General features: G+C 73.1%; 13 protein-coding genes. 5 read left to right on the top strand and 8 right to left on the bottom strand.

The genetic code is table 11. From position 1 onward, the window contains the following. Positions 1–4 precede the first annotated feature (4 nt). From ABZ937_RS05090 to zapE, 8 genes are all read right to left on the bottom strand, one after another. On the bottom strand, positions 5–853 hold the full coding sequence (locus tag ABZ937_RS05090) for a polysaccharide deacetylase family protein (protein ID WP_361686118.1): 849 nt from the start codon (positions 851–853) through the stop codon (positions 5–7). 116 nt (positions 854–969) lie between these two features. Further along, positions 970–2493 carry an FAD-dependent oxidoreductase gene (locus tag ABZ937_RS05095; protein WP_361685792.1) on the bottom strand — a complete coding sequence of 508 codons (1524 nt, stop codon included), beginning with the start codon at positions 2491–2493 and terminating at the stop codon, positions 970–972. A 46-nt stretch (positions 2494–2539) separates the two neighbouring features. Next, positions 2540–3409, bottom strand: coding sequence for a PPK2 family polyphosphate kinase (locus tag ABZ937_RS05100; RefSeq protein ID WP_361685794.1), 870 nt, complete (start codon positions 3407–3409; stop codon positions 2540–2542). 38 nt (positions 3410–3447) lie between these two features. Next, positions 3448–4272 (bottom strand): slipin family protein, encoded by an 825-nt coding sequence (locus tag ABZ937_RS05105; RefSeq protein ID WP_361685796.1) that lies wholly within the window; start codon positions 4270–4272, stop codon positions 3448–3450. 105 nt (positions 4273–4377) lie between these two features. Beyond that, positions 4378–5850 (bottom strand): SulP family inorganic anion transporter, encoded by a 1473-nt coding sequence (locus ABZ937_RS05110; RefSeq protein ID WP_361685798.1) that lies wholly within the window; start codon positions 5848–5850, stop codon positions 4378–4380. A gap of 8 nt (positions 5851–5858) precedes the next feature. Beyond that, on the bottom strand, positions 5859–6437 hold the full coding sequence (locus ABZ937_RS05115; protein WP_361685800.1) for a carbonic anhydrase: 579 nt from the start codon (positions 6435–6437) through the stop codon (positions 5859–5861). Between the two features lie 84 nt (positions 6438–6521). Next, positions 6522–6917 carry a hypothetical protein gene (locus ABZ937_RS05120; RefSeq protein ID WP_361685802.1) on the bottom strand — a complete coding sequence of 132 codons (396 nt, stop codon included), beginning with the start codon at positions 6915–6917 and terminating at the stop codon, positions 6522–6524. 195 nt (positions 6918–7112) lie between these two features. Beyond that, the gene (gene zapE, locus ABZ937_RS05125) at positions 7113–8213 is read right to left on the bottom strand and encodes a cell division protein ZapE (RefSeq protein ID WP_361685804.1); all 1101 of its coding nucleotides are present in this window, start codon (positions 8211–8213) and stop codon (positions 7113–7115) included. A 313-nt stretch (positions 8214–8526) separates the two neighbouring features. Here zapE and ABZ937_RS05130 point away from each other — a divergent pair, with 313 nt between their 5' ends. The 5 genes from ABZ937_RS05130 to ABZ937_RS05150 all read left to right on the top strand — a co-directional run bounded on the left by ABZ937_RS05130 (position 8527) and on the right by ABZ937_RS05150 (position 13198). After that, complete coding sequence (locus ABZ937_RS05130; RefSeq protein ID WP_361686120.1) at positions 8527–9264, top strand: pyrimidine reductase family protein; 738 nt, start codon at positions 8527–8529, stop codon at positions 9262–9264. A 129-nt stretch (positions 9265–9393) separates the two neighbouring features. After that, positions 9394–9867, top strand: coding sequence for an indole-3-glycerol phosphate synthase (locus ABZ937_RS05135; protein WP_361685806.1), 474 nt, complete (start codon positions 9394–9396; stop codon positions 9865–9867). Positions 9868–9977: 110 nt separating this feature from the next. Further along, positions 9978–11369, top strand: coding sequence for a UDP-N-acetylmuramate--L-alanine ligase (gene murC / locus ABZ937_RS05140; protein WP_361685807.1), 1392 nt, complete (start codon positions 9978–9980; stop codon positions 11367–11369). A gap of 15 nt (positions 11370–11384) precedes the next feature. Continuing rightward, positions 11385–11792 carry a peptide-methionine (R)-S-oxide reductase MsrB gene (gene msrB, locus ABZ937_RS05145; RefSeq protein WP_361685809.1) on the top strand — a complete coding sequence of 136 codons (408 nt, stop codon included), beginning with the start codon at positions 11385–11387 and terminating at the stop codon, positions 11790–11792. Positions 11793–11872: 80 nt separating this feature from the next. Further along, positions 11873–13198: a PP2C family protein-serine/threonine phosphatase gene (locus ABZ937_RS05150; protein WP_361685811.1), complete on the top strand. Its 1326-nt coding sequence runs from the start codon at positions 11873–11875 to the stop codon at positions 13196–13198. The last annotated feature ends 2 nt before the right edge of the window (positions 13199–13200 follow it).

Genomic DNA, 13200 nt, shown 5'->3' on the forward strand with positions numbered 1-13200 from the left:
ACGGTCACCGGTGTCCGCCGCTCTGCCCGATCAGTTCGGAGACCTTCACGAACCGGTAGCCTCGCTCGCGCAGTTCCGGTACGACCGTGCGGACGACCTGCTCGGTCGTCGGGGCGGCGCTGCGGGTGCAGTGCATGACGACCACCGAGCCCGGCTTCACCCCGTCGAGCACCTGCCGGGCCACCGCGTCGGCGTCGGTGGCGAACGCGTCACCGCTCACCACGTCCCACTGCACCGCGGTCACCCCGAGGCCGCTGAGTTCGCGCAGCGCCCGCTGGTCGTAACAGCCGCCGGGGAAGCGGAAGTACGGCATCGGGTGCGGTACGCCCGCCTTGCGCAGGGAGGTGTACGCCCGCTGGACGTCCGCCCGCATGCCGTCGGCGTCGACGGTCGGCAGGCCGTAGCAGTCGGCGGTGAACGCGTAGTGGCTCCAGGAGTGGTTGGCGACCTCGAACTGCGGGTCGCGGGCCAGGTCGCGGGCCTCGGCCGGGTACTGGTCGGCCCACCTGCCGGTCATGAACACGGTCGCCGGCACCTTCAGCGCCCGCAGGGCGGCGATCAGGCCCGGGTTGTCGAAGTGCTCGCCGGAGGCCGCGCGGGGCCCCTGGTCGGCGGTCATGTCGGCGTCGAAGGTGAACGCGACGGTCTTGCCGTGGGTGCGCGGCCCGTGCTCGAAGACCGGGGTCAGCCCGCCGGGGCCCGGCGCGAGCACGGGCGGACGGGCGGCGGACGGAGCCGCGGACCCGGGGGACCGGGCCGGGGCCTGGCGGGCGGGGCCTGCGGTCCCGCAGGCGGTGAGGGCCGCGCCCAGGGCGCAGACGGCGGCGATGCGGCGTGCTCGTGCTACTGGGATCACGCCACGAACGTAAGGCTGAATATCTACTTATATGAATATTTGTCGTCCGACGCGGCGGCGCTGTCACCCGTGCGGCGGGGTTTCTCCCGGGCCGGCCGGAGTCGTCCCCTCGGTCAGTCGAGCTCGCGCCGTTCCAGCGGCCTGACCGCCGGGCCCTGGAGCACCGTGCCGTCGACGGCGAAGCGCGAGCCGTGGCAGGGGCACTCCCAGGCGCGTTCGGCGCGGTTGAAGGAGACCAGGCAGCCGAGATGGGTGCAGCGGGCCGACACGGCGTGCAGGGCGCCCTCCTCGTCGCGGTGCACGGCGAGCCGTTCGCCGCCGGACCGGACCAGCGCGCCGTCGCCGGGCGCCAGGCCGTCCACCGAGGCCGACGGCTTCAGCCGGTCGCCGACGAAGTGCCGGGCCACCTCCGCCTGCGTCCGCAGCAGCGACGGGGCCTCCCGCACCACCGGCTTCAGCCGGCGCGGGTCGTACAGCTCGCGCCAGGCGCAGTCCCGGCCGGTGATCAGCGCGGTCAGCAGCAGCCCGGCCATGATGCCGCCGCTCAGGCCCCAGCCGCCGAACCCGGTGGCCACATAGGTGTGCCGGGCGCCCGGGTGGAACGGGCCGACCAGCGGGACGGAGTCGGTGGACTCGTTGTCCTGGGTGGCCCAGGCATGCTCCGGCGTCACCCCGGGGAAGTGCGCCTCGGCCCAGTCGGCGAGCCGGCCGAAACCGGCCCGCGGATCGCCGGTGCCGGGTGTGAAGTGCTCCCCGGTGACCACGAGCAGCCGCTGCCCGGCCGTGCCGTAGGGCGCGGTGCGCACCGAGCGGGTGTTCTCTTCCGGCGTGATGTACATGCCGTGCGGGTCCGGGCCGTCGCCCAGCGGCCCGGCGACGACCAGCTCCCGGCGCGGGGAGAGCCGGGTGAACAGCAGGGCCCGGTCGAACACCGGGTAATGCGTGGCGATCACCACGTCCCGGGCGATCACCGTGGCGCCCGCCTCGGTCGTCAGCCGGCACGGCTCGGCCTCCGCCAGACCGGTGACCCGCGTCCGCTCGTACACCTGGCCGCCGAGCGCGAGGAGGGCGGCGGTGAGCGCCCGCAGGTACTTGACCGGATGGAACTGGGCCTGCCCGGTCACCCGGACCGCGCCCACCACCGGGAACGGCAGCCCGGTCTCCTCGGTGAACGCGGCCGGCAGCCCCGCCTCCCGGGCGGCCTCCGCCTCCGCCTCCACCTCGGCCACCCGCGACCGGTCCCGGACATAGGTGTACGCGTCCCTGGTCTCCCACTCGCAGTCGATCCCCAGCTCGGCCACCAGCGCCGCCGCGTGCTCGATCGCCTCCGACTGCGACCGGGCGTACAGCCGCGCCCCCTCGGGCCCCCGGGTGCGCCGCAGCCGGTCGTAGACCAGCGTGTGCTGCGCGGTCAGCTTGGCGGTGGTGTGGCCGGTGACCCCGCCCGCCGCCCGCCCGGCCTCCAGCACCGCCACCCGCAGCCCGGCCCGGGCCAGCTCATGGGCGGTGCTCAGCCCGGCGATGCCCGCGCCGACGACGGCCACGTCCACCGCGAGATCCGCGTCCAGCGCGGGGTGGGCCGGCCCGGGAGCGGTCCGCAGCCAGTACGAACCGGTGATCTTCCGCTGCTCATGCATGCCCGCCGGGTACCCCGGCCCGGCGAGGCCGCGCACCCGGTCCGTCTCACGTCTCCTTCAGCAGTCGCTCGCGGCACTGCGCGACGTCGAAGCCGGGCTCCGGATACCGCGGGTCGAGGGCTCGGAGATGCTCCAGCAGCAGTCGGCCGATCGCCCAGTTGCGGTACCACTTGTGGTCCGCCGGGACCAGGTACCAGGGTGCGTGCGGGGCCGCGCAGCGCTCCAGGGCCAGCTCGTACGCCTCCTGGTAGGCGGGCCACAGGGCGCGCTCGTCGATGTCGGCGGGGGTGAACTTCCAGTGCTTGGCGGGACGGTCGAGGCGGCGCAGCAGCCGGCGCTTCTGCTCCTCGTAGGAGAGGTGCAGGAAGCACTTGACGAGGGTCACGCCGTCCTCGGCCAGATCCCGCTCGAAGTCGTTGATCAGGCCGTAACGGCTGCCGATCTCGGCGGGCGGGGCCAGATGCCGGACCCGCGCGACGAGGACGTCCTCGTAGTGCGAGCGGTCGAAGATGCCGATCTCGCCGGGCCCCGGCAGCGCGCGCCGCACCCGCCAGAGGAAGTCGTGCGCGCGTTCCTCCTCGGTGGGCGCCTTGAACGCCTCGATACGGCAGCCGGAGGGGTTGAGATGGCCGATGACGTGCTTGACCGTGCCGCCCTTGCCGCTGGTGTCCATGCCCTGCAGCACGAGCAGCACCCGGCGGTGGTCACCCGCCGTGCCCGCCGCCCAGAGCCGCTCCTGGAGTCCGGCCAGGCGCCGACCGGTGCGTTCCGCGTCCGCCCGCGCTGCCTGCTTGTCGTCCGGGGCGCCGGGCGTGGCTCGGGCGTCGTACCCGGTCAGGTCGATCCGCTCGCCCTGCGGAAGCCGCAGCAGCTCCCGCAGTGTCCCGCTCCGCTTCCTGGCCGGGTGCTTCGCCATGGGCACTCCTTCCGTCCGCCGGGCCGGTACGGAGCCCCCTAGTCAGGACGCGGTCCGCCGTCGGTGTGGGGTTCGGGGTGCGGCCGGCCCTCCGGGAGCGGTGGCTGCCCGCCGCGCTCCAGGAAGTGCAGCAGCTCCACCGGGATGGGCAGGACCAGCGTGGAGTTCTTCTCGGCCGCCACCGCCATCACCGTCTGCAGCAGCCGCAGCTGGAGCGCGGCCGGGGTGTCGGACATCTGCTGGGCGGCCTCGGCGAGCTTCTTGGAGGCCTGCAGTTCGGCGTCGGCGTTGATGATCCGGGCCCGGCGCTCCCGGTCCGCCTCGGCCTGGCGGGCCATCGACCGCTTCATGGTGTCCGGCAGGGACACGTCCTTGATCTCGACCCGGTCGACCTGGATGCCCCAGCCGACGGCCGGGCTGTCGATCATCAGCTCCAGGCCCTGGTTGAGCTTCTCGCGGTTGGACAGCAGATCGTCCAGATCGCTCTTGCCGATGATCGACCGCAGGGACGTCTGCGCCATCTGCGACACCGCGAACTTGTAGTCCTCGACCTTGATCAGGGCGCTCGTCGCGTCGACCACGCGGAAGTAGACCACCGCGTCCACCCGGACCGTGACGTTGTCGCGGGTGATGCCCTCCTGGGCCGGGATCGGCATCGTCACGATCTGCATGTTGACCTTCTGCAGCCGGTCCACGAAGGGGACGATCAGGTTCAGACCCGGCGCCCGTACGTCCCCCGTCACCCGGCCGAGCCGGAACAGCACACCGCGTTCGTACTGCTTGACCACCCGCGCCGCCGACGCCAGGTAGACCACACCGGCGGAGCCAGCCGCCGCCAGGGCCACCACGAGGTCTTCGACCATGGTGACCTCCTCGCACAGAGGTCGGTTTTGCCTGCTGTTGCCACGATAGGCCCGTGGGGCCGGGTTGCCGAGGGTTCTCGGCGCCCCGGCCCCACGGGCGGGCCCTCACGCGGCCGTGAGCAGCTTCACCGGCTCCGTGCCGGCGGCGCTGTGCCGGGCGGCCCAGTTCTCCAGGGCCGTACGGCAGGCGTGGTCCAGGTGGTGCAGCCCGGACAGTTCGAGCCGGACCGGACGGTCCTGGGGCAGCGACTCCAGGCTGTCCAGGATCTTCGGCAGGCGCAGGAAGGTCGCGTTGCCTGACAGGTACGCCTCGATCGGCCCCGCGCCCTTGTCGACGACCTCCAGCCGGACGTGCGAGGCCTCCCAGGCGGTCTTCACCACCGCCAGCGCGAGACCGATGAGCACGCCCTCGAACATGCTGACCGCCACGATGGAGACGGCCGTGGCGGCGAGGACCAGCGCCTCCCCGCGGTGCTCGCGCCAGAGCGCGGCCAGCGCCCGGACCGGGACCAGCTTGGCGCCCGCGTGGACCAGGATGCCCGCGAGGGCCGGGATCGGGATGTAGGCGAGCACGCCGGGCAGCAGCGCCGCGAACAGCAGCAGCCAGACGCCGTGCAGCACCCGGGAGGCCTTCGTACGGGCGCCTGCCTGGACGTTGGCCGCGCTGCGCACGATCACCGCGGTCATCGGCAGCGCGCCGAGCAGCCCGCACACCGTGTTGCCGGCGCCCTGGGCGATGAGTTCCCGGTTGTACTGGGTGCGCGGCCCGGAGTGCAGCCGGTCCACGGCCGCCGCGCTGAACAGCGACTCGGCGGACGCGATCAGGGTGAAGGCGGCGACCGTGCCGAGCAGCCCGACGCCGGCCAGCTCGCCGAAGGCGCTCAGCGGCGGGGGCTGGACGGAGCCGAGCAGCCCCCGCACCTCCACCGTGGCCACCGGCAGGCTCAGCGCGAGCGTGGCCAGCGTGGCGAGCCCGACCGCGGCGAGCGGACCGGGCACCGCGCGCAGCTTCGCCGGGGTGTGCTTCCACAGCAGCAGCACCGCGATCGTGCCCGCGCACACCGCGAGCGAGACCAGTGCCCCGGTGTCACGGAAGGCGTCCCAGAACGCTCCGGGCAGCCCGGCGAGCTTGCCGAGGCCGGAGTCGGGAGCCTTCGCCGCCAGGGCCGGATACAGCTGCCCGGCGATGAGCACCAGGCCGATTCCGGCCAGCATGCCCTCCACGACGGAGACCGAGATGGCGCGGAAGTAGCGCCCGAGCCGCAGCAGGCCCATGGCGATCTGGAGCACCCCGGCGGCGAGCACCAGCACGCCGAGCACGGGCAGCCCGAACTCCTCGACCGCCTCGAAGACGAGCACGGTCATACCGGCGGCCGGCCCCGACACCTGCAGGCTGCTGCCGCGCATCAGCCCGGTGACGAGGCCGCCCACGATGCCGGTCACCAGGCCGAGTTCGGCCGGCACTCCGGAGGCGACGGCCACGCCCACACACAGCGGCAGCGCGACCAGGAAGACGACGAGCGAGGCGGCGAAGTCCTGCCTCAGATGGGGGAAACGGGATATGAGAGTGCTGTTCATCGGCGCGCTCACAGGGCCTCGAAGGTGTCGGACTGCGGGCGGTGCGTCCGTACGGCGCCGGTGTGCACCTCGTAGTACCAGGCGTGCAGGCCGAGCTGACCCTCCGCCAGCTTCCGCTCGACGCAGGGGTACGAGCGCAGCCGCAGCAGCTGGGTCAGGACGTGGCTCTGCACGCCCTCGGCGACCTCCGGGTCCTCGGCCGCGCCGTCCGGGCGCGGGGTGGCGTGCGCCAGCCAGTCGCGCACGGCCGGTACGGCGGTCAGGTCGTCCCCGCGCACCAGGGCGCCGACGGCGCCGCAGTGCGAGTGGCCGCAGACCACGATGTCGCGGACGCCGAGCACCTCCACGGCGTACTCGATGGTGGCGGCCTCACTGGTGGGGTGTTCGGAGGCGTAGGGCGGGACGATGTTGCCCGCGGTGCGCAGCTCGAACAGCTCGCCGGGGCGGGCGCCCGTGATCAGGGCCGGGACGACCCGGGAATCGGAGCAGGTGATGAACAGCACCTGCGGGGACTGGCCTTCGGCGAGCTTGGCGAACTCCTCAGGGCGCTGTCCGAAGGTACGGGCGTTGTCGATGAGGGGCTGCATATGTATGGGTTCCTCCTGGCGCGCCTGCCCGGCGCGTCGGACTTGAACGGTGTTGTGTGGGGGGAAGAGCGCGCGGCCCGGCCCTCAGCAGCGGAAGACCTGAAGCGCTGCCGGGGTGTGGGCTCTGGAGAGTCTCGGAGCGTGGCCGTGCGGGGCGGCGACGGGCTCCGAGGGGCCCGCACCGGCCGCCCGGCCGGATATGAGCGGGTGCTCCTGGGACCAGGTGGACGCCGGGCCGCGATGCCGGTCACGCACATGCGGGAGGCCCACGGGCTCACCCGTGCGGCCGGGAGCGCGGACCGTCTCCGCCCCCTCGCGCACCACAGGCGCGGAGGGGACAATTCCGGTCTCCGTCTTGGCCAGTGCCTGACCGAAAGTGTGCGCGGGTGCGAAGGTTCGCGTGGGAGAGAAGAGCTGGAGCGCGAGCAGCGTCGCGCCGAGGAGGGCGAGCAGGGTCCGGGCTGTCGTACCTCGGAACATGAGCCTCCCTCCGGCGCGTTGACGCTTCTTGTCCAGACCAAGTGTTGGTCAATGGATGGTCAAGAAACACGTTAACCCTGCAAAGTCCTTTGCAGGGTTAACTGCGCGTTACGCGCACAAGAGAGAGTGAAAAGTGCGGGTCCCTTGGCGTGAATCCGCCCTTGACCCGTGAGGGTTTGATCGACTAATGGCCGGCTAGGCGCCGATCAGTCCCTTCGCGTCCCGGGCCAGTGCGGTGAGCCGGGATATCGCGCGGAAGTACTTCTTGCGGTAGCCGCCCTTCAGCATCTCCTCGCTGAACAGCTTGTCGAACGGCAGCCCCGAGGCCAGCACCGGGACCTCGCGGTCGTAGAGCCGGTCGGCGAGGACCACCAGCCGCAGCGCGGTCGACTGGTCCGGCACGGGCTGCACGCCGGTCAGGCAGACCGCCCGCAGCCCGTCGGTCAGCGCGCCGTACCGGCTCGGGTGCACCCTGGCCAGGTGCTCCAGCAGCTGCGGGAAGTCGTCCAGCGACGCGCCCTCGGTGGCGTAGGCGGTCTTCATGACCTCCTCGTCCGAGAAGGGCGCCGGGGCCTCGGGCAGGCCGCGGTGGCGGTAGTCCTCGCCGTCGATGCGCAGGGCGCGGAAGTGGGCCGACAGGCCCTGGATCTCGCGCAGGAAGTCGGCGGCGGCGAAGCGGCCCTCGCCCAGCTTGCCCGGCAGCGTGTTGGAGGTGGCGGCGAGCGCCACGCCCGCCTCGACCAGCTTGCCGAGCAGCGTCGACACGAGGACCGTGTCACCGGGGTCGTCCAGCTCGAACTCGTCGATGCACAGCAGACTGTGCCCGGAGAGCGTCCGGACCGTCTGCTGGAAGCCGAGCGCGCCGACCAGGTTGGTCAGCTCCACGAAGGTGCCGAACGCCTTGCGGGACGGATCGGCCGGGGTGGCGTGCCACAGGGAGGCGAGCAGGTGGGTCTTGCCGACGCCGTAGCCGCCGTCCAGGTACACCCCGCGCGGTCCCGCCGGGGCCTTGGCCTTGGCCCGGCCGAAACCGAAGAGGCCGCGCCTGCCGGCACCGGAGGCGTGCGCGCCGCCGAGCCCGGCCGCGAAGCCTTCCAGCACCCCGACGGCCTCGGTCTGGCTGGGCTGGTTCGGGTCCGGAATGTACGTGGCGAAGCGGACCGAGTCGAAGCGCGGGGGCGGCACCATCTCGGCGACCAGGCGGTCCGCGGGGACGTGCGGCTCACGCGCGCACAGGGATATGGGGCCCGCGTCCGGCAGACGGCTGGATCCGGGGGCGGCGGTGGAGGACGACACAGTTCTCCATGCTAAGCGCCGTGTCACACTGCACGACATGCGACGCCTGTTCCCTGTGACCGAAGAAACAGCAGCCCAGGCCCCTGGCGGGGGTGCGGGAGCCTCCGGTGTGGATGCGGAGGGCGCCGGTCCGGGGGCAGGGGGCTCCGCTCCGGATGCGGGAGAAGAGGGGGCGGGTGCGGCAGGCGGGGCCTGCGGGGCTCGGGCGGGGTTCGGTGCGCTTGGGGTCGGCGGTGCTGAGGGTGTCGCCGGTGCCGGTGTCGCTGCTGGTGGGGCTCGTCCGGTCGTCGACGGGCCCTTCGGCGCCGACGCCCTGGTGGACCGGGAGTGGAGCCTCGCCGAGCTGGCCGCCGCCTACGCCTACCCGGAGTCCGCGCCGGGCGCCCCGCGGCCCTGGCTGCGGGCCAACATGGTCTCCTCCCTCGACGGCGCCGCCCAGCACGAGGGCCGCTCGCAGCCCATCTCCAGCGCCACCGACATGCGCGTCTTCGGCACTCTGCGCGCGCTCGCGGACGTCGTCGTGGTCGGCGCGGAAACGGTACGGCAGGAGGGGTACCGTCCCGCCCGCGCGCGGGCTGAGTTCGCCACGGCCCGCGCGGCCGCCGGACAGGCCCCGGCTCCGGCGATCGCGGTGGTCAGCGCGAGCCTGGATCTGGACTTCACGCTGCCGCTGTTCACCTCGCCCCTGGTGCCGACGCTGGTCCTGACCGGTGCCGCGGCCGCCCCCGACCGGGTCGCCGCCGCCGAGAAGGCCGGCGCCCGGGTGGTGATCGTCGGTGAGGGCCGGGGTGTGGAGCCCGCGCGCGCGGTGCGGGCCCTGGCCGACCTCGGCCACACCCGGCTGCTCACCGAGGGCGGTCCCCGGCTGCTCGGCCAGCTGATCGCCGCGGACGTGCTGGACGAGCTGTGCCTGACCCTCTCGCCGACGCTCACCGCGGGGGACGCGCAGCGCATCGCCGGGGGCCCGTCGGTCGCCGTGCCGCACCGGTTCGCGCTCGTGTCGCTGCTGGAGGAGGACGGATTTCTGTTCGGTCGTTACCGTCGGCCCTGAAATCGGCGGAATCTGCCGTTCCGGTTAGCTTCCGGCGGGCAAACTTAGTGCGGCAGTACCCGTGCGATCACGGGGAAGGATGGTTTCCGCAGGGGCCCTGCCGGGCCCTCTAAGGAGAAGAGGCGCCTGGTGTTCACAAGCGTTCTGATGATCGAGAAGGCCTTGACGACCGCCGACGTGGAGTTCGTCACCACCTTGCACGGAGACGAGCCCGTCTCCTTCCACGTGCTGCTCCAGCCCCGCGGCGACCAGGCGGACCGGCTGCTGCGGGCCATCGACGACATCGCGCTCGGCGAACTCGACGAGGCGGTTCGCGAGCGGGAGACCCCGGAGGGCCAGGAGGCGCGGAGCGTGGGGCAGCGGGCCCTCGACGTGTCGCTCCAGGCGCTGCACGCCGCGGGGAGCGAGGCGGAGGGGCGGTTGGTCGAGGACCACCCGCTGGACGCGCTGAAGTCCCTGGTCGCCGACGTGGACGCGGACGAGGTGATCGTGCTGACCGATCCGCACTACGTGGAGGAGTTCTTCCACCGGGACTGGGCTTCCCGGGCCCGGCACAAGGTCGGGGTGCCCGTGCTCAAGCTCTTCTCGCACAGCAAGGTGTAGGGGGAGTGCCGCCCCGTCGGCCGTGCCGGTGCCCCTCGTTGCGAAGGGGCCCGCGCCGCAGCGCATAGGCTAGGCCTGCTCTAGCTCGTACCGTCTCTGGGGAGAAACGCATGGCACCCGGCCTTCCTACCGCCATGGACCGACCGCACTTCATCGGCATCGGCGGCGCCGGGATGTCGGGCATCGCCAAGATCCTCGCGCAGCGTGGGGCCGAGGTGGCCGGCAGCGACGCCAAGGAGTCGGCGACCGCCGAGGCGCTGCGGGCACTCGGCGCGACCGTGCACATCGGGCACGCCGCCGAGCACCTCGCCGACGGCGCCAGCTGTGTCGTCGTGTCGTCGGCGATCCGCGAGGACAACCCGGAGCTGGCCCGCGCCGCCGAGCTGGGCATCCCGGTGGTGCACCGCTCCGACGCGCTGGCCGCGCTGATGCGGGGCCTGCGGCCCATCGCCGTGGCCGGCACCCACGGCAAGACCACCACCACCTCCATGCTGGCGGTCTCGCTGAGCGAGCTGGGCCTGAAGCCGTCGTACGCCATCGGCGGCGACCTGGACGCGCCCGGCTCCAACGCACTGCACGGCGAGGGCGACATCTTCGTCGCCGAGGCCGACGAATCGGACCGCAGCTTCCACAAGTACGCGCCCGAGGTCGCCATCGTCCTCAACGTCGAGCTGGACCACCACGCCAACTACGCCTCGATGGACGAGATCTACGAGTCCTTCGAGACGTTCGTGGACCGGATCACCGAGGGCGGCACCCTGGTCGTGTCGGCGGACCACGAGGGCGCCCGGGAGCTGACCCGGCGCGTCACGGCGCGCGACGTGCGGGTGGTGACCTACGGCGAGGCCGCCGACGCGGACGTACGCGTGCTGTCGATCGTCCCGCAGGGCCTGAAGAGCCAGGTCACCGTGGTGCTCGACGGGCAGGAGCTGACCTTCGGGGTGTCCGTGCCGGGCCGGCACTACGCCCTCAACGCCGTCGCCGCCCTCACCGCCGGCGCCGCCCTCGGCATCCCGGCCGCCGAGCTGGCGCCCGCGCTCGCCGCCTACACCGGCGTCAAGCGGCGCCTCCAGCTCAAGGGCGAGGCGGCCGGCGTCCAGGTGATCGACTCCTACGCCCACCACCCGACCGAGATGACCGCCGACCTGGAGGCCATGCGCGCCGCCGCCGGTGATGCCCGTATCCTCGTCGTCTTCCAGCCGCACCTGTTCTCCCGCACCCAGGAGCTGGGCAAGGAGATGGGGCAGGCGCTGGCCCTCGCCGACGCCTCCGTGGTCCTGGACATCTATCCGGCGCGCGAGGACCCGATCCCCGGTGTGACCAGCGAGCTGATCATCGAGGCCGCGCGCGCGGCCGGCGCCGACGTCACCGCCGTGCACGACAGGGCGGAGATCCCGGCGGTGATCGCGGGAATGGCGAAGCCCGGTGATCTCGTTCTCACCATGGGCGCGGGCGACGTGACCGACCTGGGCCCGCTGATCCTGGACCGCCTGTCGCAGTAAAGGGGCTGAGAACTGATGTCGTACGACGTCGAGAAGCCGGACGAGCAGTGGCGCGCTGAGCTGAACCCGGCCGAGTACGCGGTGCTGCGCCAGGCCGCCACCGAGCCGGCCTTCACCGGTGAGTACACGGACACGAAGACCAAGGGTGTCTACTCCTGTCGTGCGTGCGGTGCCGAACTGTTCACCTCCGGCACCAAGTTCGAGTCGCACTGCGGCTGGCCGTCCTTCTACGACCCGAAGGACACCGACGCGGTGGAACTGGTCGAGGACCGCTCCCACGGCATGGTCCGCACCGAGGTGCGCTGCGCCCGCTGCGGCTCCCACCTCGGGCACGTCTTCGAGGGCGAGGGCTACCCGACCCCGACCGACCAGCGGTACTGCATCAACTCCATCTCGCTGCGCCTGGCCCCCGAGGAGGGCTGAGCGGAGGAACCTGCGGCCCTGCCGCAAGGGTTTCGACCGGGGCTGGTGCCCGGATCGCCCCGGTTTGAGATTCTGTGAGGATGTTGGGTGTGGCGCGGTGGATCCGGTCCCGTCGCAGGCACCTTCTCACCGACGGTGACCGCCGCCTGGGCGATGCCTGCCGCGGCGGGGAGGAGCACGGCCCCGGGGAGGCGGCGGACACCGCCGCGCGGCTCGGCGGCCTGCGCGCGGCGCTGGCCGGGATCGGTACGACCCTCGACGCGGCCACCACCTGCACCGAGCTGACCCGGACCGCGGTGCGGCTGGCCGGCGGAGCCGCCGCCGTACTGCGCCGCACGGGCGACACCCTCTCCGGGTACGACGCGATCACCGGGGACGCCGACCTGCTGCCCGACGCCCGATGGGCCACCGCGGCGGCCCGCGAGCTGGGCCGGCCGGCCGTCGACGCGGCCCCGGAACCCTGGCTGGAGCACGTGGGCCGCAGCCGCACCCGAGCCGCCCTGTGCGCCGCGTTGACCAGCGGGGACGACCGGTACGGCGTCCTGGTGTGGGCACGGCCCGGGGACCCGCCGCGCCGGGCGGAGGCCGAACTCCTCGCCCTGCTCGCCGAGCGCGCCGCCTCCCACCTCCGGCACGCCCAGGAGTATGAGCAGGTCAGCCGTACCGCGGGCGATCTGCAGCGGGCCCTGCTCGCCGAGCCGGGCCGGCCGCACCCCAACCTGGACGTCGCCGTCCGCTATCTGCCGGCCGGCCGGCGCGTGCTGGTCGGCGGCGACTGGTGCGAGACGGTCCGGCTGCACTTCGGCCGGACCCTGCTGGTCGTCGGCGACGTCATGGGGCACGGCCTCGAATCCGCCGTCGACATGAACGCCTACCGCACCTCCCTGCGCTACATCGCCTCCACCGACCTCCCCCCGCACCGGGTGCTGCGCCAGATGGACGACATCGCCTCCGGGGAGGAGGACCGCAGGCCCGCCACCTGCCTGCTCGCCCGCGTCGACCCCGGCCGGGGCCAGATCACGCTGGCCAGCGCCGGGCATCTGCCGCCCGCGCTGATCGGCCAGGACGGCACGGTCAGGCTGCTGTCGGTGCCGGTCGGACCTCCGCTGGCCACCGGGCTCGGCGGGTACGGGTCGGCCACCCACCGGCTGGCGCCCGGCGAGACCCTCGTGCTGTTCACCGACGGGCTCGTGGAGCGCCGCGGCGAGGACATCGACCACTCCCTGGGCCGGCTGGCCGCCCTGCGCTTCGCCGCCGGCGACACCGTCGAGGCCGTCCTGGACAGCATCCTCGGCCGGCTGGACGCCCGGCACGCCGAGGACGACGTCGCCATCCTCGCGGCCCGGCCGCACACCCGGCAGGGACCGCCGCCGGGCGCGACGGCGCAGGAGCCGGTGAGCCGCTGAAC

Source organism: Streptomyces sp. NPDC046727 (assembly GCF_040645635.1).
Lineage (GTDB): Bacteria > Actinomycetota > Actinomycetes > Streptomycetales > Streptomycetaceae > Streptomyces.